Origin of the sequence: Streptomyces sp. NPDC001634 (genome assembly GCF_040298185.1) — a bacterium.
Classification (GTDB): domain Bacteria; phylum Actinomycetota; class Actinomycetes; order Streptomycetales; family Streptomycetaceae; genus Streptomyces.
In genome coordinates, this window is the sequence record NZ_JBEOZU010000015.1 from 105,785 (window position 1) to 124,465 (window position 18,681).

16 protein-coding genes and 1 pseudogene are annotated in these 18,681 nt (G+C 73.1%); 4 read left to right on the top strand and 13 right to left on the bottom strand.

The genetic code is table 11. The features are described from left to right. The first annotated feature begins 56 nt into the window (after positions 1–56). A complete protein-coding gene (gene treY / locus ABT186_RS12620) occupies positions 57–2,408 on the top strand; it encodes a malto-oligosyltrehalose synthase (protein ID WP_351924943.1) in 2,352 nt (783 codons plus the stop codon). Positions 2,409–2,416: 8 nt separating this feature from the next. Here treY and ABT186_RS12625 read toward each other — a convergent pair. Continuing rightward, positions 2,417–2,670, bottom strand: a pseudogene (locus tag ABT186_RS12625) (LysR family transcriptional regulator); the annotation flags it as partial. Between the two features lie 71 nt (positions 2,671–2,741). Further along, a complete protein-coding gene (locus tag ABT186_RS47945; RefSeq protein ID WP_502973192.1) occupies positions 2,742–2,975 on the bottom strand; it encodes a hypothetical protein in 234 nt (77 codons plus the stop codon). Between the two features lie 113 nt (positions 2,976–3,088). On the opposite strand from ABT186_RS47945, the gene ABT186_RS12635 reads away from it, so the two are divergent. Continuing rightward, positions 3,089–3,253 carry a hypothetical protein gene (locus ABT186_RS12635; protein ID WP_351221470.1) on the top strand — a complete coding sequence of 55 codons (165 nt, stop codon included), beginning with the start codon at positions 3,089–3,091 and terminating at the stop codon, positions 3,251–3,253. Positions 3,254–3,355: 102 nt separating this feature from the next. On the opposite strand, the gene ABT186_RS12640 is transcribed toward ABT186_RS12635, so the two are convergent. The 3 genes from ABT186_RS12640 to ABT186_RS12650 all read right to left on the bottom strand — a co-directional run bounded on the left by ABT186_RS12640 (position 3,356) and on the right by ABT186_RS12650 (position 5,941). Beyond that, positions 3,356–3,799 carry an SSI family serine proteinase inhibitor gene (locus ABT186_RS12640; RefSeq protein ID WP_351221446.1) on the bottom strand — a complete coding sequence of 148 codons (444 nt, stop codon included), beginning with the start codon at positions 3,797–3,799 and terminating at the stop codon, positions 3,356–3,358. Further along, positions 3,796–5,121 (bottom strand): M14 family zinc carboxypeptidase, encoded by a 1,326-nt coding sequence (locus tag ABT186_RS12645; RefSeq protein WP_351221447.1) that lies wholly within the window; start codon positions 5,119–5,121, stop codon positions 3,796–3,798. The genes ABT186_RS12640 and ABT186_RS12645 overlap by 4 nt, the downstream gene beginning before the upstream one ends. Before the next feature lie 268 nt (positions 5,122–5,389). Next, on the bottom strand, positions 5,390–5,941 hold the full coding sequence (locus ABT186_RS12650) for an FHA domain-containing protein (protein ID WP_351221448.1): 552 nt from the start codon (positions 5,939–5,941) through the stop codon (positions 5,390–5,392). A 171-nt stretch (positions 5,942–6,112) separates the two neighbouring features. Between ABT186_RS12650 and treZ the strand changes: the two genes are divergently transcribed. Next, on the top strand, positions 6,113–7,858 hold the full coding sequence (treZ, locus tag ABT186_RS12655; protein WP_351924945.1) for a malto-oligosyltrehalose trehalohydrolase: 1,746 nt from the start codon (positions 6,113–6,115) through the stop codon (positions 7,856–7,858). Positions 7,859–7,864: 6 nt separating this feature from the next. Here the strand turns inward: treZ and ABT186_RS12660 are convergent, their stop codons facing one another. The 3 genes from ABT186_RS12660 to ABT186_RS12670 all read right to left on the bottom strand — a co-directional run bounded on the left by ABT186_RS12660 (position 7,865) and on the right by ABT186_RS12670 (position 11,398). Beyond that, positions 7,865–8,788 (bottom strand): aminoglycoside phosphotransferase family protein, encoded by a 924-nt coding sequence (locus ABT186_RS12660; RefSeq protein ID WP_351221450.1) that lies wholly within the window; start codon positions 8,786–8,788, stop codon positions 7,865–7,867. 133 nt (positions 8,789–8,921) lie between these two features. Beyond that, the gene (locus tag ABT186_RS12665) at positions 8,922–10,064 is read right to left on the bottom strand and encodes a M24 family metallopeptidase (RefSeq protein ID WP_351924947.1); all 1,143 of its coding nucleotides are present in this window, start codon (positions 10,062–10,064) and stop codon (positions 8,922–8,924) included. Positions 10,065–10,531: 467 nt separating this feature from the next. Continuing rightward, entirely contained in the window at positions 10,532–11,398 is an 867-nt protein-coding gene (locus ABT186_RS12670; protein ID WP_351221452.1) for a LysR family transcriptional regulator, read from the bottom strand. A gap of 95 nt (positions 11,399–11,493) precedes the next feature. Between ABT186_RS12670 and ABT186_RS12675 the strand changes: the two genes are divergently transcribed. Continuing rightward, positions 11,494–12,225: a CTP synthase C-terminal region-related (seleno)protein gene (locus ABT186_RS12675; RefSeq protein WP_351221453.1), complete on the top strand. Its 732-nt coding sequence runs from the start codon at positions 11,494–11,496 to the stop codon at positions 12,223–12,225. A gap of 73 nt (positions 12,226–12,298) precedes the next feature. Here the strand turns inward: ABT186_RS12675 and cyc2 are convergent, their stop codons facing one another. The 5 genes from cyc2 to ABT186_RS12700 all read right to left on the bottom strand — a co-directional run bounded on the left by cyc2 (position 12,299) and on the right by ABT186_RS12700 (position 18,669). After that, positions 12,299–14,467, bottom strand: a complete 2,169-nt coding sequence (gene cyc2, locus ABT186_RS12680) for a germacradienol/geosmin synthase Cyc2 (RefSeq protein ID WP_351221454.1) — start codon at positions 14,465–14,467, stop codon at positions 12,299–12,301. A 90-nt stretch (positions 14,468–14,557) separates the two neighbouring features. Further along, on the bottom strand, positions 14,558–15,391 hold the full coding sequence (locus ABT186_RS12685) for an ABC transporter ATP-binding protein (protein WP_351924949.1): 834 nt from the start codon (positions 15,389–15,391) through the stop codon (positions 14,558–14,560). Positions 15,392–15,401: 10 nt separating this feature from the next. Next, positions 15,402–17,024, bottom strand: coding sequence for a benzoylformate decarboxylase (mdlC, locus tag ABT186_RS12690; protein WP_351924951.1), 1,623 nt, complete (start codon positions 17,022–17,024; stop codon positions 15,402–15,404). Next, positions 17,021–17,884, bottom strand: coding sequence for an ABC transporter permease (locus tag ABT186_RS12695; RefSeq protein WP_351924953.1), 864 nt, complete (start codon positions 17,882–17,884; stop codon positions 17,021–17,023). Before ABT186_RS12695 ends, mdlC begins: the two co-directional genes overlap by 4 nt. Next, a complete protein-coding gene (locus ABT186_RS12700) occupies positions 17,881–18,669 on the bottom strand; it encodes an ABC transporter permease (RefSeq protein WP_351924955.1) in 789 nt (262 codons plus the stop codon). The genes ABT186_RS12695 and ABT186_RS12700 overlap by 4 nt, the downstream gene beginning before the upstream one ends. Positions 18,670–18,681 lie beyond the last annotated feature (12 nt).

Below are 18,681 nucleotides of genomic sequence, written 5' to 3' on the forward strand. Positions count from 1 at the left end.
ACGCGCGACGGCCTGCCTGTGACACGAAAGACGGCGGGGCGGGTAGGTAGGTTCCCATGACACCTGAGCGTCCCGTCCCCGCGGTGCCCACGGCCACGTACCGGCTGCAGCTTCAGCCGGAGTTCCCGTTCGCCGCGGCGGAGGCCGCCGTGCCGTACCTGGCCGGGCTCGGCGTCTCGCACCTGCATCTCTCGCCCGTCCTGGAGGCCGTCCCGGGCTCGACGCACGGCTACGACGTCGTCGACCACGCGCGCGTGCGGGACGAACTGGGCGGCGAGGCGGGGCTGCGTTCCCTGGCGCGCACCGCGCGGGAGCACGGTCTCGGTCTGGTGGTGGACATCGTGCCCAACCACATGGCCGCCTCCCCGCGCCACAACCGCGCCCTGTGGGAGGTGCTGCGCGAGGGCCCCGAGGCGCCGTACGCGCGCTGGTTCGACCTCGACTGGGACGCGCAGGGCGGGCAGCTGCTGCTGCCGGTGCTGGGCCGCCGGCTCGGCGAGGAGATCGGGCAGCTGAAGGCCGACGGGGACGTGCTGCGCTACCACGACCATGTGTTCCCGCTGCGCGAAGGCACCGAGGGGCTGCCGCTGCCGCAGCTGCTCGACGCCCAGTGGTACCGCCCGGTGTGGTGGCGGCTGGCCCGTACCGAGCTGAACTACCGGCGGTTCTTCAGCATCTCCGAGCTCATCGGGGTGCGCGTGGAGGACCCGGAGGTCTTCACGGCGACGCACGCCACGCTCCTGCGGCTGCTCGACGAGGGCGTGGTCGACGGCCTGCGCGTCGACCACCCGGACGGCCTGGCCGACCCGGACGCCTATCTGCGCCGTCTGCACGAGGCCACCGCGGGCCGCTGGACGGTCGTGGAGAAGATCCTCGCGGCCGACGAACAGCTGCCCGCGGTCTGGCCGGTCGCGGGCACCACCGGATACGACGCGCTGCGGCACGTGGACGGGCTCTTCACGGACCCCGCGGGCGCCGGGGAGCTGCTCGGCCACTACCGGCGGTTCACGGCGCCGCAGGACGACCGCGGCGGCCACTGGGCCTCCACCGTGCGGGGCGCCGCGTACGAGGTGGTCACGCACGAGCTGGCCACCGAGGTGGACCGCCTCACGCGTGTGGCGAGCCGCCTGTGTGCCGAGTCCCCGGACCCGGCCCTGCGCGACCACGCCCCCTGGGCGCTGCGCACCGCGCTTCGGGAGCTCCTCGTCCGTCTGGACGTGTACCGGCCGTATGCCTCCGGGGACGCCGCCGCGACGGTCACCGAGGAGGCAGCCGCCGAGGCCCGGGCCGCCTTCACGGTACCGGAGGAGGCGCACGCGGTGACCGTCGTACGGGACCTGGTGCTGGGGCGGGCCGGGGGCGGGCCCGCCCATTCCGAGTTCCGGGCCCGGTTCGCGCAGACCGCGTCGGCGCTGCGGGCCAAGTCCGTGGAGGACACGGCGTTCTACCGGTACGTGCCGCTGTTGTCGGCGAACGAGGTCGGCAGCGATCCCGGGAACCCGGCCGTCTCTCCGGAGGACTTCCATGCCTACTGCGCGCGTGTGCAGCGCGACTGGCCCGCCACCGGCACCGTGCTGTCGACGCACGACACGAAGCGCAGTGCGGACGTACGGGCGGCCGTCTCGGTGCTCACACAGTGCCCGGAGCGCTGGGCCGGCGTGCTGGCCGAGGTGACCGGCGCGGGCGGCGGCGTACCCGACCCGCAACTGGTGTGGGCGGCCTGGCAGACCTTCTTCGGGCTGGGACGGGCGGAGGAGGAGCGCCTCCAGGGGGCGTTGCTCAAGCACGTCCGGGAGGCGGGACTGCACACCGCGTGGACCGAACAGGACCCCGCCTACGAGGACGCGGTGGCGAAGTACGTCGCGGGCGGGCCGTGCGGGGCGCCGGGGCGGCTTGTGAGCGGCTTCCGGGACGCCTTGGCGCCCCACATCCGGGCGAACGTCCTGGGAGCGGCTCTGGTCCATCTGGCGATGCCGGGCGTGCCGGACGTCTACCAGGGGACCGAGGGCGAGTACCGGGCACTGGTCGACCCGGACAACCGGCGGCCGTTCGCGCCGCAGGAGGCGTCCTCGGAGAAGGCGGACCTCACCAGGGCCGCGCTGGGGCTGCGCCGGCGTCGCCCGGAGGTCTTCGGCGAAGCGGCGACGTACGCACCGCTGACGGCCGAGGGCCCGGCCGCCGCGCACTGTGTGGCCTTCGTGCGCTCCGGGGAGGTGCTGGCCGCGGTCACCAGGCTGTCGCTGCGGCTGGCGGAGGAGGGCGGCTGGCGCGACACGTCCCTCACGCTGCCGCCGGGCCGGTGGGCCGATGTGCTCGCCCCTGAGCGGGAGTTCGAGGGGCACACGCGCGTGGAGGACCTTTTCGCAGGGCTGCCGGTGGCATTGCTGGAGCGGGTCGGCGGGCGGTGACCCAGGGCTCACCCGGCGGCGCAGGTGCCGGCCGGGGATACGGCCGGTGTCGTCAGCCCTCCATAGCGGCGCAGGAGTTCCACGAACACCTCGGCGGCGCCTGTCGGCGGCACGCGTGAGAAGACCGTCGGGGGGCGCCTCCAGGGCGGGTCGACGGACAGCACGATGCAGTCCTCGCCGCGCCACGCAGGACGTGCGAGGGCGCGGTGGTCACGCCGACGCCTGCCGCCGCCGTGCGCACGGCCGTCGAGGTGTGCTCGGTCACCTTCTCGGCCGTGACCGGCCGAGCTTGTTCGCGCGGTCGTTCACACTTCGTCGCGCTCCCGACTGCCCCTACGACGCGGTGTCGAACACCCACGCCGAGCGTGCGCGGTCGCGCACGTTGACCCCGGCAACGACGTCGGCCGGGCGTGGGGGCACCTCCCGCTCGAGCGAAGCCGAGAGTGGGGGAGAGCCCACACCGACGACAGCGGAAAGATCCCGGTCGAGCCGGTTGGCCCGCTCGGTGTGGCCGCAGCGCGGGCAGCGCTGCGAGGTATGGGCCGCATCCACCTCAGGGAAGGGCACCCCGGCCCTGCGGGCCTTGTAGGCGAGGTGCTGTCCGAGCTGGTGGAACGGCCAGGCAGAGAGCGTGCCGCGCTGGTCGCCGCGTAGCCGTACCCGCTCACGGATCCCGCCGAGTGCCTCGACGGCGATACCACGACCGGTGCTCCCCCAAGCTGATCGTCGGCTGGGACGCTCAGCCCTCCGACGCTGCCCGGCACGTCCACGCGCACCCCACGCTCTCGGAGGCGGTCGGCGAGGCGTTCCTGACGCTCGCGGGGCGCGGACTGCACCAGCAGTGAGGGTCCCGGCGACCGCACCGGGACCCGCTGCCCGTACCCCTGCGCTTCTTCCTGCCACGCGCGCGTGAGGCGTGATCCGCACTCACGCGCGCGTGGCGCGGCTCAGTGCCGCAGACCCGGCAGCCGCCGGCCCTTCGCCTTCTCCGACAGGGCGAACACCGACCCGGTCTTCGCCGCCAGGTCGCAGGTGTTGGCGAAGGTGTGGCTGTACTCGACCCGACGGCCGTTCCACAGGCCGCGCGCGGACACGGTCACGGGGGCGTACAGCATCGAGCAGTACATGTGCTGGGGCGGGATACGGCGGATGTCTCCCCTGGCCGCGGTCAGTTCCGCGCACGCGCGGGCGGCCTGTGCGTGTCCCAGGGGCGGGTTGCACATCAGGAGCGTGCCGTGGACGTCCATGGAGCGGGAGTCGCCCTTGGTGACGGTCAGGTAGAGCCAGTTGCCGGTGGAGACCGGCCGGGGCGCGGCCTGGGCCGAGCCTGCGGTGAGCAAGGCGGCCGCGGCCAGCAGTGCGCCGCGGAGAGCCAGGTTGATCTTCGTCATTCCGTATGCATCGGCACGGCGGCCCCCGAACCCCAGCCCGACTCACCCGAATGGGAGCCCACGGGCGCATACTGCCCGGCGAGTTCGAAGGCGGCGAGCACCACGCGCGCCTGGTATTCGGCCTGGCGTGCGACCGGTATCCAGCGGGCCCCGTAGCCGTCGCGGTAGTCGGCGCACCACGCGTCGATGAGCCCGTCGAGCTGCGGCAGCACTCCGGCCGCCTCGCGCCCGGCGGCACCGGCGAGCTGGTGCAGCAGCCCGGCGGTGCGCAGCGCGACCCGGCGGGCCGAGATGCCGAGGGCGGTCAGCCGGGCGGAGTCGAGCGGTGGCAGCGGCCGGCCCCCCGTGTCGTACGTGTCTGGGTCCCATGAGTCGGCGAGGCCGGGGCCGACCAGTAAATAGTCGTCGATCGGGGCGAGCAGCCGGGCGGCGTCCGGCACGGCGGCCAGGTACGGGCGGATGCGGGCAAGGAGACTCTCCAGAAGCCCCGTGTCGCGTCTCAGCGTCCGGCTCACGGTCCGGAGCACGGCGTCGGCGTCGGCGTGCGGGGAGCCGTCCTCGACGGCCGCCACGCCCCACATGGGCGCCTCCACGACCGCCGTGACGGTGCCGTAGCGGTGCGGATGGAACCAGGTCGACTCGACCGCGGCCTCGGTGATGGCCGCGACGAGGTCGCCGCGGCGGGGCGGCGGGATGCGGTAGACGGCGGGCCCGAGGTTCGGCCAGTAGAGGGTGTCGTAGGGGCCGAGTTCGCGCGGGATGCCGAGCCGGGCCGCCGTCTGGGCCAGCCGCTGGGCGATTCCGGGCAGGTCGCGGGTGAGCTCGACGAAGCCGCCGCCGACGTCGACGCCGTGCAGGGAGCACTGGAAGAAGGGCCGCAGCTCGTCCTGGAGGTCGAGCAGTGTGCGGGTCTCGGGCAGGGCGGCACGTGCGGCCCCGTCGGGCAGCCACTCGGGCTGCTCGAGGAAACCCGGGCGGAAGAAGTGCCGGAAGTACTGACCGAGGGTGTACGGGCCCGACAGCCAGCCCTCGTTGCGGCGTGCACCGTCGGGGTCGAGGCACAGGAGCAGGTTCCAGGTGGCGTCGGCCCGCTCGCCGAGCCGGGGGTCGGCCAGTGCCCGCTCGGCCAGGCGCAGGACGGTGGCGCCGCCGACCGGCTCGTTGGCGTGGGGTCCGGCGACCACCAGGGCCTGGCGGCTGCCGTGTCCGACGGAGAGCAGCCACAGGGGCGTGCCGCCCCGGGACATGCCCACGCGGCGCAGCCGGGCGTCGCGGGGACGGCGGGCGACGAGCGCGGCCGCACGGGCACCCAGCTCGTCCACGGTCGGGTAGCGGAGGAGTGGCGGCAGGGCACACCTCCACTATGTGGTGCCGTCGGTTCACCTGGTGTGCATGGTGTACGCACAGTCAGTCACGGCTCGGAGGTTACGTCAACACTGCGGGAGGCACGGGAGGTTGGCCGAGGAGCGGCACGGGCCTGCGGCGGTGGACCGCGCTCCCGCGCGGCACGCCGTACGCCCGGCGATCGCTCCGGTGCGACACCGGGAAGGCGTTTGAAAGGGTGTCGGGTCGAGTTGCGAGTGCGTCCGGCTACTCCGCCGCCAGCCGGAACATCATCGTCCCGAAGCCCACAAGGTCGCCGTCCCGGACGACCGCGGCGCCGATCACACGACGGCCGTTGACGGTCGTGCCGTTGGTCGAGCCGAGGTCGCGCAGCACCCACAGACCGCCCTGGTGCTGCAGTTCGGCGTGCACGCGGGAGACCGTCTCGTGACTGAGCCTGAGGCCGCTCGCGGGGTCACGGCCGATCCGCAGCGGACAGGGATTGCCCGGGTGCGGCAGCAGCAGCTTGGGCAGTCGCTCGGCCTGCCAGGCCCGGCGCAGCCGCACGGTGAACCCGGAGAGCGCCTCGACGGACCCGAACACAATCCGCGACCAACGCTTCTCGGTGGGCAGATCGGCGGTGAGCGCGGCCAGTTCGTGCGGCTGCCGGGCGACCAGCGCCAGCTCCATGCGCCGCATGAACGTGTCGTGCGACAGGCGTCCCAGAGCGACGCCGTCGCGGAGCACCTTCAGCGCCCTGTCGCGTTCGGCGTCCGAGAGCCGCGCGGGGTACGTGTGGAACTCGAAGGACGACGTCACGGAGGTGATTGTCGGTCAGTCCGGCCGGAGTGTCCAGAAAACGCAAAAACGACCGCAGCCGCCGTCCGGGGCGTTCCGTGTGTCAAAAGGGTGGATTCGACGGTGAATTGATCTCGTTTGGCGCACCATGGACGCGCTACATCACGATGAGCAGACGAGGGGGAACCGTCCGTGCAGTTCGAGGTGTGGGCACCGCAGGCCACCCGGGTGACGCTCCACTGCGACGGCGCCACGCGCGCGTTGGCGCGCGACACGGAGCGCGCGGGGTGGTGGACCGGCGACGCGGAGGCCGGTGACGGCTCGCGGTACGGGTTCGCCGTGGACGAAGGTCCCGTACGGCCCGATCCGCGCTCGCGCCGTCAGCCGGACGGTCCGGACGGGCTGAGCGCGGTGGTGGACCAAGGGCGGTTCGCGTGGCGTACCGCGTGGACGGGACGCGGGCTGCCGGGCGCGGTGCTGTACGAGCTGCATGTGGGGACGTACACCCGTGAGGGCACGCTGGACGCGGCCGCGCAGCGGCTCGGGCATCTGGTGGAACTGGGCGTCACACATGTGCAGTTGATGCCTCTGTGCCCGTTCCCGGGGCGGCACGGCTGGGGGTACGAGGGCGTCGCCCTGTGGGCGGTGCACGAGCCGTACGGCGGGCCCGAGGCGCTGAAACGCTTCGTCGACCGGGCGCACGAACTGGGCCTCGGAGTCGTACTGGACGTGGTCCACAACCACCTCGGCCCCTCGGGCAACCACCTGCCCGCGTTCGGCCCGTATTTCACGGAGACCCATCACACGCCCTGGGGCGCCGCCGTGAACCTGGACGCGCCGGGCTCGGACGAGGTGCGCGCGTATCTGACCGGCAGCGCGCTGGCCTGGCTGCGCGACTACCGGCTCGACGGGCTGCGCCTGGACGCGGTGCACGCGCTGCGCGACACGCGCGCGGTCCACTTCCTGGAGGAGCTGTCGTCGGCGGTGGACGCGCTGGCCGCCGAGGTGGGCAGGCCCCTCTTCCTGATCGCCGAGTCGGATCTCGGCGACCCCCGGGTCATCACCCCGCGCGAGGAGCACGGGCTCGGGGTGCACGCCCAGTGGAACGACGACTTCCACCATGCGCTGCACACCGCGCTGTCCGGCGAATCGCAGGGCTATTACGAGGACTTCGCCCGCGCCCCCTTCGCGGCCCTGGCCAAGACGCTGACGGGCGGCTTCTTCCACGACGGCACCTACTCGACGTTCCGGGGCCGCCGGCACGGCCGCCCGCTGGACCGAACGCGCGTCTCCGCGCACCGTCTGCTCGGCTACGCCCAGACCCACGACCAGGTCGGCAACCGCGCCCAGGGGGACCGGCTTTCGGCATCCCTCTCCCCGGGACTGCTGGCGTGCGGGGCGACGCTGGTGCTCACGGCGGCGTTCACGCCGATGCTCTTCATGGGTGAGGAGTGGGGTGCGACGACGCCCTGGCAGTTCTTCACCGACCACACCGATCCCCAACTCGCCGAGGCCGTACGGCGGGGCAGGCGCCGGGAGTTCGCCGCGCACGGCTGGGCGGAGGAGGACGTGCCCGACCCCCAGGACCCGGCGACCAGGGAACGCTCCTGCCTCGACTGGTCCGAACCGGACAGAGAGCCCCACGCGCGCGTACTGGCCTGGTACCGCGAGCTGATCGCGCTGCGCGGCGCCCAGCCCGACCTCTCGGACCCCGACCTCGGGGACGTGAAGGTCGCCTACGACGAGGACGCCCGCTGGCTCGCCTTCCGCCGCGGGGACGTACGGGTCGCGGTGAACATCGCCAAGGAGCCGGCCCACATTCCCCTCGGCGTCGGGCACGCGCGCGTACTGGCCGCCTGGGAACCCGTGCAGCCGCCGGACGAGGACGGGGTGCTGCATCTGCCGGGCGAGTCGTGCGTGGTGCTGACGCAGGAATGAGAGGCGCTACGGCAGCTCGTCGTCCGGCAGTTCCATGACCCGTTCCAGCAGGATCGGCTCCCAGGCACGCCGCAGCCGGGCGCGCAGGACGGGCAGCGGGGTCTTGTCGCGGCCCGCCCGCCCTTCGGCGAGGTGGAGGAGCGTGTCGCAGCGGGCGAGCCACAGGCCGCGCAGGCAGGGGCGGGCGCCATAGCCGGCCAGGGTGGCGGCGCGTACCGCGGCGGGGGCACCGACGGCGACAGCGAGTGAGGCGATGTCCTCGGCCGGGTCGCCGACGACCGCGTCGGTCCAGCCGAGGACGCCGCGCACCCGACCGTCACCGCTCACCACGAGGTGCTCGGCCCTGAGGTTGTGGTGCACCAGGACGGCGGCGCCGGGCTGTACGGCGAGCTGACGGGCGGCGGGCGCGGCGAGCTGGGCGAGCCGCGCGGGGTCGAACTCGTCGTCCTCGGCGAGGCGGCCGGCGGCGTTGGCGGCGGCCGTCCGTGCCGTCTCCAGGGAGCGCGGCGGGACGCGCGGGACGCCGAGCGTCTCGGCCTGGCGCACGGGAACCTCGCGCAGCCCCGTGAGCAGTGCCGCGAGGTCCGCCTCGCCGACCGCCGAGACATCCGGTTCCTCGGCGGTGGCGCCGGGCAGCCGGGTGTCGAGGGTGTAGGTGAGGCCGGCGGCCCACTCGCCGTGCGCCACGCTCGTGGGGACCGCGATCCCCACGTGCCGCCGTACCAGGTCGCGCAGCCGCAGTTCGCGGCGCTGGCGCGCGGAGGCGTCGCGGCCGAGCGCCAGCCGCAGCACATGGCGGGTACCGACCCACCAGGTGGAGCTCTCCCCGCCCTCGGCGACGGGCGTCAAGGCCGGTCCGTCGCCTTCGTGGAGCAGGGAACGGACCAGTCGGCGTACGGTCTCCGCCGTCGGTGTCGGTGCCTGGGTCATGATCGCGCCGTTGTCGTCTCGGGGGCGTGCTGGGGGCGTGCTGGGGACTCCTGGATGCGGGTCGGCCGACCGCCGTCGCTGCCGCTGCCGCTGCCTCGCGGTCACCTCGCTGCCGCGGTCGGCCACTGCCCTCTCAGTCGACTATCGCCATCTCTCGGGGTGTGTCGTTCAGACGGCGTCCGCCGTCCTCGGTCACCGTCACGATGTCCTCGATACGGACACCGAAGCGGCCGGGCAGGTAGATCCCCGGCTCGACGGAGAAACACATGCCGGGGACGAGGGGCTGTTCCTCGCCCTCGATCATGTACGGCGGCTCGTGCGTGGTGACGCCGATGCCGTGCCCTGTGCGGTGGATGAAGTACTCGCCGTACCCGGCGTCGGCGATGACCGCGCGGGCCGCCCGGTCCACGTCCTGGCAGGCCGCACCGGGCCCGACCGCGCGGAAGCCCGCCTCCTGGGCCGCGCGCACCAGGTCGTGCACCGTACGCTCCTCGTCGGTCGGTTCGCCGACGTGGACGGTGCGCGAGGTGTCGGAGCCGTAGCCGTGCTTGAGGCCTCCGAAGTCGAGGACGACCATGTCGCCGCGCTCGATGACGCGGTCACCCGCCTCGTGGTGCGGGTTGGCGCCGTTGGGGCCCGAGGCGACGATGGTGAAGTCGACCTGGGTGTGGCCGAACTGCCGCAGCAGATCGGCGAGATCCGCGGCGACCTCCCGCTCCCGGCGTCCGGCGAAGGGAACCTTGCGGATCTCCTCGTACGTGGCGTCCGCGGCCGCACCCGCCGCGGCCAGCCGGTCGAGTTCGGCGGCGTCCTTGACGGCCCGAAGCATCGGCAGGGCGCGGGTGAGGGCGACGTGGTCGGTGTCCGGGAGCCGTTCGCGCAGGCCGAGCAGGTGCAGTGCCCAGGCGTTGTCGCTGATGCCGTACCGGCCGCCGGTCCCCAGCAGGGAGGCGGCCGCGTCGTAGGGGTCCTTGCCGTCGGTCCAGTCGCGCAGCGTCAACGCCGGCCCGCCGGCCGCCTGAGCCGCGTCGGGCGCCTCCAGGGTGGGCACGACGAGGACGGGGTCGTGTCCGGCCCGCAGCACCAGCAGGGTGAGGCGTTCGGTCTCCACCGGCCGGTACCCCGTCAGCCACACCAGGTCGGGTCCCGGCGCGATCAGGAGTCCTGCCAGCCCGGCCGCGGCGGCGGCTTCCGCGGCGCGCCGCATCCGGGCCGCGTAGTCCTCGGCGGTGAAGGGCGCGGGACCGCCGTCGGGCGGCGCGGGTGTACCGGTCATCCATACCTCCGCGGGTCCGGAGTCTCCCCAGGGTCTACGGGCAGCATCCTGCCCTTCCGCAGGGACGGACGCGAGCCCATTGCGACCATGGCCTCCGGCGGATCCTACGGGGCGCGGGCACCGGCTTTCCCGATGTGCGCGCGAGGCGAACGACGGGCACGAGCCGTCCGGAGGACTCTGATGACACACCGGCGATCGGCGGTCGCCGACGGCCCGCCGGGCGGCCCGGTCCCGGGCTGTGGACGCCGACTACGAGCCCGACCACGAGCGCATCCCCGGACGGGGCGTCGACGGTCTCGCCACCGAGCGACCCTGCACGGAAGCGGGGCCGTAACCACGCCCGGATGAGGTTCATGACCGGCGGGCGGCGACCGGGGGATCGCCTCCCGGTCGCTCGGGTGGAGTTCTCCCCCGTGCGTCGGCGCCCACGTTCCACGAACGAGTGAGACCGGCCGGCGGGAACCGGGTCACACGCGCCCGAGCAGCCGGTCCGCCAGCGTCGCCGCCGCTCCCCGCAGGGCTCCGCCGTGCACCAGCTCCGTGCGGTGGACCAGGCGCGGTGCCGTGAGCGGGACGGCGACCGTGCCCGGTACACCGGTGGCCGCCGAGCGGGGCAGCAGGGTCAGTCCATGGCCGGCGGCCGCCAGCACGGTGAGGGTGCGCAGATCGGTGCCCTCGTACCGCAGGGCCGGGCGGAAGCCCGTGCCGCCGGTCGCGGTCCGGAGCCGCTCCAGGGGCAGGCCCGCGTCCGGGGCGTCCAGCCAGCGGGCGTCGGCCAGGTCGCCGAGCCGCAGACCGGCGCGCCCGGCGAGCGGATGGGTCCGCGGCAGCAGGACGCACAGGGGCTCCTCCCCCGTGCCCTCGGTCGTCAGCGGCGCCACATCGGGGATCGGCAGGGGATCGCTGGGCGCGGCCGGACCGTCGACGAGGCCCAGGTCCGCGGTGCCCGTGGCCACCGCGGCGGGGATCGCGTCCCGCGCGAGCACCCGCAGCGTGACGCCCGCGGCCGGCAGTGCGGCCAGGACGTGCGCTGCGAGCGCGGTCGGCGTCGCGGCGAGCGTCACGCCGAGCGCGGGCGCGGCCGCCATCCGGGCGACGTCGGCCCGGGCCGCCTCCAGACGCAGCAGCAGCGGTCCGGCGTGTTCGAGGAGCCGTTCGCCCGCCGCGGTGGGGGTCACCGGGCGCCGGGTCAGCAGCGGCGCGCCGAGGCCCTGTTCGAGCGCGGCGATGTGCTGCGACACCGCGGACTGGGTGTAGCCGAGCTCGCGCGCTGCCTCCGAGAAGGAGCCGAGCCGGGCCACGGTGACGTACGTACGCAGGAGGTGCGGGTCCATGCCGTCCAGCATCCCGCATGACATCAGCGTTGCTTATCGAGAGTGCAGTAATCATCGTTGGACGTGAACCTGGCCGCGCGCCCAGCATGGTGGGCATGACAGTCGATGCCGCGCCCACCGCCCGTCTCGCCCTCGTCGGCGACCGCTCCCCCAACGTCGTCTCGCACACCCGTATCCCCCTCATGCTGGAGGCGCTCGCCGAGCGCGACCGGATGGTCCTCGACGCCTACTGGATCCCCTCCGAGGAGGCCGGGAACGAGGGCGCGGTACGCGGCTTCGACGCGGTGTGGGTGGTGCCGGGCAGCCCCTACCGCAGCGAGGCGGGCGTGCTCGCCGCGATCCGCACCGCGCGCGAGGAGGGCATTCCGTTCCTCGGCACGTGCGGCGGGTTCCAGCACGCGTTGCTCGAGTACGCCCGCACCGTCTGCGGTCTGACCCGGGTCGCGCACGCCGAGAACGACCCCGACGCGGACGACCTGCTCATCGAACCGCTCGCCTGCTCCCTGGTGGGCCACGAGGCGGCCGTCCGGATCGAACCGGGCTCACTGGCCCAGTCGGTGACCGGCGCCGAGCGGAGCGTCGAACGGTACTTCTGCTCGTACGGGCCCTCCCGGCACCTCGACACCCTGCGCGCGCACGGTCTGCGCTTCAGCGGCCACGACGAGGACGGGCACGTACGGATCGCGGAACTGCCGGGCCACCCCTTCTTCCTTGCCACTCTCTTCCAGCCGGAACTCGCGGGCGACGGCTCGCGCCCGCACCCGATCGTGCGGGCGCTGGCGCGGGCCGCGGTGGAGCACGCCACCGGGCGGGAGCGCGTGGCCTGATCCGGCCCGGCGACAGGACGCCGGAACTGGCGCGGCACCAGCCCCGGCGCGTTCGTCGTCGAGGAATGTGCGGTCAGCCTGCCACCGGTTCCGCCCGCCAGGTGACGGACGGCGCCAGGTCCGGTACGAAGCCATGGGCGCGCCGGGCCAGGTACTCGGCCTTGTAACGGTCGACGTTCCGATGCCAGTTCAGGATTCCGGACATATAGCTCTGCAGGTCCACGACATAGCTGTCCATGACCGCGCGCGCCTCCTGGGAGAGCTCGAAGTCGTCGTACAGGACCGGCAGTTCGTGGGCGGCCACGTGCTGGAACTGCTGCATGCGCTGGGTCATCAGGTCGTGGACGATGCGCAGGGCCGTCGGGTAGTCGCAGCCGAAGAAGTGCTGCACGACGAGGAGGGCGTTGTGGATCTCGCCCTCGTACTGGATCTCCTTCTGGTACGAGAAGACGTCGTTGATCAGCATTGCGTAGTCGACGGCCGCGTTCTCCAGGGCACGGACCGTGCCGCTGCGGTAGACCTCCGGCGGGACCTCGGGGCCGTGGCCCATGCGGCACAGGTTCTTGGTGAGGTCGGCGCCGAAGGTGGCGCGGCGCATCTCCAGGTAGTCGACGGGGTCGGGGATGCGGTGCTGGAACTGGTTGGACAGCTCCCACAGCCAGCTCTCGGTCATCGCGTCCACGGCGGCGCGCAGCGTGCACCGTTGCTCCGGGCTCATCTCCGCCGTGGTGCGTGTCCACAGGTCGATCAGACCGCGTTCCATGCCGTTGACGGGGACGGGGAACTCCCTGCCGTCGACCGGCATGCACGACGACAGCCGTTCGGTGCACAGCTTGGCGGCCGCCAGATCCCGGCGGTGGCCGAAGACGAGCGGGTAGTAGTCGTCGCCGTACGTGCCCCACGCGAGCCACTGGGCGCTGAGGTCCAGTGCCTCGGGTGTCGCGTCCGGGTCGAGGCCCGCCGAGCAGAGCGGGAGGTCGTAGGCCGCCAGCTTGTCCTCGTCCCAGACACCCTCCTGGAGCATGCCCATCTGGTGCATCCAGGGGGTGAGACGGCGGCGGGCGTCGTCCAGGTGAGGGCTGATCTCCACCTCGTAGGGCATGTGGAAGTCGGGGAGCAGGGAGGGTCCCACCTGTTGGTAGGGGACGTGGGTGTACGCGCGCAGCCGCGCGGCCCCGGCGTCGGCGAGCAGTCCGCGCACATCGGCGACGGAGGTGCCGAGGCCGCAGAGGCCGAGGGGCCGCTTCGAGCGGGCCCCCTTGTTCATGTAGCGGCTGGACCTCATGTGCCATTCGTGGCCGCCGGACTGCCAGTCCTGCAGTCCCTTCGCGTACGCCGCGACCGCCACGATCTGGTCCGGGGTGAGGCCCTTGTCCAGGGCCAGCGCGGGCACTTCGGTGAGCGCGGTGTGCTCGAACTGGTGCAGCCGTGAGGTGAGGATGTCGTTGACGGTGTCCGCGGCCTCCTGGGTGCCGCAGCCGAAGAAGGTCTCCAGGACGAGGATGCCGTTGCTGAGTTCACCCTCCTCCTCGACCTCGCGCTGGTAGGAGAAGAGGTCGTTGCGCAGATGGACGGCGTCGGAGAACGTCTCCATGAGCACACGCAGCGGCCGTGACGTGGCCACACTGGCGGGCACTTCGGCGGTCGCGAACTCGACGAGCCCCGCGGACCAGGGGGCGCCGCCCACCTTGCGGCGCATCTCGATGTACTCGACGGGGTTGGCGATCCGCCCCTCGTTGATGTTGGACAGCTCCCACAGCGACTCGTTGAGCAGATGCTCGGTGGCGACCGAGAACCGCCGCCGCCAGTCCAGGGACATGGCGGGCACCGTGCGCGCCCACAGGTCGGCGAGTCCGGCCTCGACGGGGTTCTGCGGCTCGGGTACGGGGGTCGCGAGGTCCAGCGGCATGAACAACGGCAGCCGGTCCAGGTAGGCCTTGCCGCCCGCACGGTCCTGGGTGCGCTTGAAGGTCTCCAGGAAGTGGTCGTCGAAGAAGAACACCCACACGTACCAGTCGGTGATGAGGGAGAGGGCCGGGCCGTCGCAGTCGGGGTGCGTGCAGGCGCACAACAGGCCGTAGTCGTGCGCGTCGAGGTCGGACTGTTCCCAGATGCCGGAGCCCTCCAGCATGCCCATGGTGCGTGCCCATTCCACGGAGTGGGCGCGCGCCTCGTCGACATGCGGGTTCAGCCGTGCGGGATACGGCATGTAGAAGTGGGGGAGTTCGAACGGCTGCGTCATGGCCGGGCCCTACCCGTGGCCCCGGGACGGCATCCGCCGGGCCGGACATGATCACACCATTGCGTGAAATCAGGGCATGGAGCGGACGGTTCAGCCTCCGCTGCCTGCTCCCCGCTCCGCCTCGTTGTCTTCTCCCCGCTCCGCCCCGCTGCCTCCTCCCCGCACGGCCCTGTTGCCTCCTCCCCGTACCGCCCTCCCGACTTCCGCCCTCAGCGCGACGAACTCCGGCAGCCCCCGTGTGGTGATCTGGTCGCGTACGGCGGGGAGCCGGACCGGCAGGTCCAGGACGACATGGGAGGCCGGTCCCGGGGACAGTGCCACCACACGGTCGCCCAGGTACACGCTCTCGTCGATGTCGTGCGTGACCAGCACGATCGTCGTGCCGTCCGTGCGGTGGACCTCCAGGAGCAGGTCCTCCAGGTCCTCGCGGGTCTGTGCGTCGAGGGAGCCGAACGGTTCGTCCATCAGCAGGAGGGCGGGGCGGCACACCAACGCGCGGGCAATGGCGACCCGTTGCTGCATCCCGCCGGAGAGCTGCCAGGGATGGCGGCGGGCCGCGTCGAGAAGGCCGACCCGCTCCAGGATGCGGTCGGCCTCCGCACGCCGCTCGGCCCGCCGAAGGCCCCGGCGGCGCAGCGGCAGCGCCACGTTCTCCCGCACCGTGAGCCAGGGGAAGAGCGAGCGGCCGTAGTCCTGGAAGACGACCGCGAGCCGGTCCGGCACGCCGGTGACCGGAGTGCCGTCGAGGGTGATCTTTCCGTCGTACCCCGGCAGCAGTCCCGCGATGGTGCGCAGCAGCGTGGACTTTCCGCAGCCGGACGGGCCCACGACGCACAGGAGCAGGCCGTCGGGGACGGTGAGGCCGATGTCGCGCAGAACGACGTGGTCGCCGTAACGCTGTCCCACCGCGTCGAGTTCGAGCATGGCGGTCCGCTCACCCGGCCCAGGGGATGCCGGCGTCGTGGGCTGAGTACAGCGTGCCCTCCGCTCCGGTCACCCGGACGTGCAGCAGGTACGGGCCCTCGTCGTCGCCCGCCGCGAGCGCCCGGTCCAGGGCCGGCGCGAGGGCCGCCGGATCGTCGACGTACGCGGACGGGCAGCCGAACGACGCGGCGAGCGCGGCGAAGTCGATGCCCTCGATGTCGGTCCCCGGGACAGGCGCGATGCCGATGCGGCGGCCGAGCGCGCGGACGGCGCCGTAACCTCCGTTGTCGATGAGCACGTACGTCACCGGCGCACGGTGCCGCGCCGCGGTCCACAGGGCCTGCACGGAGTAGAGCGCCGAGCCGTCACCGACCACGCACACCACCCTGCGCCGGTCGGCGAGCGCCCGCCCCACCGCGAGCGGCAGACCCCAGCCGAGCGCGCCGCTGCCGGTGGTGAGGAACCCGCCGTCGAGGTCGATACGCATGCGCGCGTGGAGCGTGTCCCGGTGGCTGGGGGCCTCCTCGACGAGCACGCGGTCGCCCGGCAGCCGCTCCTGGAGAAGGTCGAAGAACAGTTCCGGGGTCAGTGCGCCGGGGTCGGCGGGTGGGCGTCCGGGGCGGGGAGGGGGCGGCTTGCGCCCCGACTCCCGTACGAGCCGGGCCAGTTCCGTCAGCGCCGGCCTGAGCGTCGTCACGATGCTCGTGCCGGTGGGCAGCCAGGCCGCCTGCGCGGGGTCGCAGTCCAGGTGGAAGAGCTCCGTGCCGGTGTGCAGGGGCGGGCCCTGCGTGTGCACGTGGTACGTGAACAGCGGTGCGCCCAGGGCCACGACCACGTCGTACGCCTCCAGACGCGCGGCCAGCTGGTCGGCGACCGGTGGCAGGAAACCCTGGAAGAGGGGGTGCGACTCGGGGAAGCCGGAGCGGCCGGAGAGCGGGCTGATCCACACGGCGGCCCCGAGGCGCTCGGCGAGGGCGCGCGCCTCGTCGAGGGCGTGTTCGTCGTCGACGCCGGGGCCGACGACCAGGGCGGGGCGCTCGCAGGCATCCAGGCGCCCGGCGAGCGCGCGGAGCGCCTGCGGGTCACCGGTGTACGCGCTGTGCACGGCGCGCGGTGCCACCGGGTGCGCCGGTTGGTCCCAGTCGTCCTCCGGGACGGAGACGAACACGGGCCCGCGCGGCGGGGCCATCGCGATCCGGTGTGCCTCGGCCAGCACGGCGGGTACGTCGGCCGCACGCTCCGGCTGACGGCTGAACTTCACGTACGGACGCGGGAACCGGTCCGGTTCGTCCGCCCCGAGGAAGGGGCGCAGCTGGAGGAGGGCACGAGACTGCTGCCCGGCCAGCACGACCAGCGGGACCCGGTCGCGGTAGGCGTTGAAGACGGCGCCCAGGGCGTGGCCGACTCCGCCCGCCGAGTGCAGACTGACGAGGGCTGCGCGGCGGGTTCCTATGGCATGTCCTGCGGCCATGGCGACGGCAATGGACTCCTGTAGTCCCAACACATACGAAAAGTCATCGGGCCAGTCGCGGAACATACGCAGCTCTGTTGAGCCCGGGTTGCCGAAGACCGTGGTCATACCGGTGTCCCGGCAGAGCTCCAGAACGCATTCCAGGACCGTTGGTTCCCTCACGCGGTGTCTCCCCTTCCCCGTCCGACCAGCCGCTTCTCGACCATCAGCAGACCGCTGTTGAGCAGGTGTCCGAGCGCACCGAGCAGGACCAGCGCCGCCCACACGGTCAGCAGGTCGGAGCGCGACTGGGCGTCGGTGAGCGTGAAACCGATGCCGTTCGCGGTGCCCGGAAGCAGTTCCGAGAACACCATCAGGATGAGCGAGAGCGAGAGGCTCAGGCGCAGCCCGGCGAAGATGCGCGGCAGCGCGGAGGGCAGGAACAGCAGCCGGAGGCGCTCGGCCGCGGTCAGCCGCAGTACGGCGGCGACCTCGATGCGCAGCGGATCGGTGGCCCGCGCCCCCTCCGCCGTGTTGATCAGCACCGGCCAGACGGCGCTGAAGACGATGGACGCCAGCTGCATCGGCGTACCGAAGGCGAAGACGACCACGAAGACGGGGACGAGCGCGGGGGGCGGCACGACGCGCGCGAACTGCAGCACCGGGTTGCACAGTGCGTACGCCCGGCGTGAGCGCCCCAGCAGCACGCCGAGCGCGATGCCGGCGACGGCCGCTATCAGGAACCCGGCGGCCATCCGGCCCAGGCTGGGCAGGATGGTGGCCCGGGCCTCCGCGGTCAGGAAGGCGTGCCGTACGGGTCCCGAGAACCACAGGTCGTACGCGTGACGCGCGATGCGGCCGGGCGGAGGGAAGTAGACGCTGCCGCGCGCGTGGGCGGCGAACTGCCAGACCCCGACGGCGACCACGAGCACGGTCCAGCGCAGGAGGGCCCCGCGGAGCGCGACAACGAGTGACGTCGCGGAACGCCCGGGCTCCGCGCGCACACCGGCCGCGCGCGTCGCCCCCGCCAAGCCCTGCCTCACGCAGGCACCCCCCGCCGTCCCGGCGTCCACGGGAACAACCGCCGCTCCGCCCATTCCAGCGCCCCGTTGATCACCAGCCCGAGAGTTCCGGCCCACACGACCCCGGCCAGCACGTCCCGCGTGCCGTCCGTCGCCGACTCCGCCTGGGCGATGAAGATGCCGAGCCCCTCACCGAAGCCGGACAGGATCTCCGTGGCGACCGCGAGGATGAGGGCGACGGCCGCCGAGATGCGGACGCCTGCCGCGATGAAGGGTGCGGTGGCGGGGAGTTCCACACGGAGCAGCACGGACAGACGGCCGAAGCCGAACGCGCGCAGCGTGTCCTTGGCGAGCGGGTCGGTCTCGCCGATTCCGTACACCGTGTTGAACAGGACGGGCCAGACGGAGGCGTACGTGATCAGCGCGACCTCCGTCCGGGTGCCTGAGCCGAGCAGCAGCGAGACGAGCGGGATCAGCGCCACGGACGGCAACGGCCGCAGGAACTCCACGACGGCCCGTACGGCGGCGTCGACCACCGGCACGCTGCCGAGCAGGAGACCCGCCGGGATCGCGAGCGCGCAGGCAAGCCCCAGTCCGAGCGCCCAGGCCCGCAGGGTGGCCTCGACGCCGTTCAGGAAGGGGTGGTCGCCCGCGAGTTCGACGGCCCGCGCGACCACATGGGACGCCGGTGGCAGATAGCTGCTGCGCACGATCCCGGCCCGGCTCACGGCTTCGCACGCACCGAAGGCGAGCAGCGCACCGAGGACACCGAGCCCGAAATCCCGCCGTCGCCTCACCCGGTCCACCCGGCCTCGTCC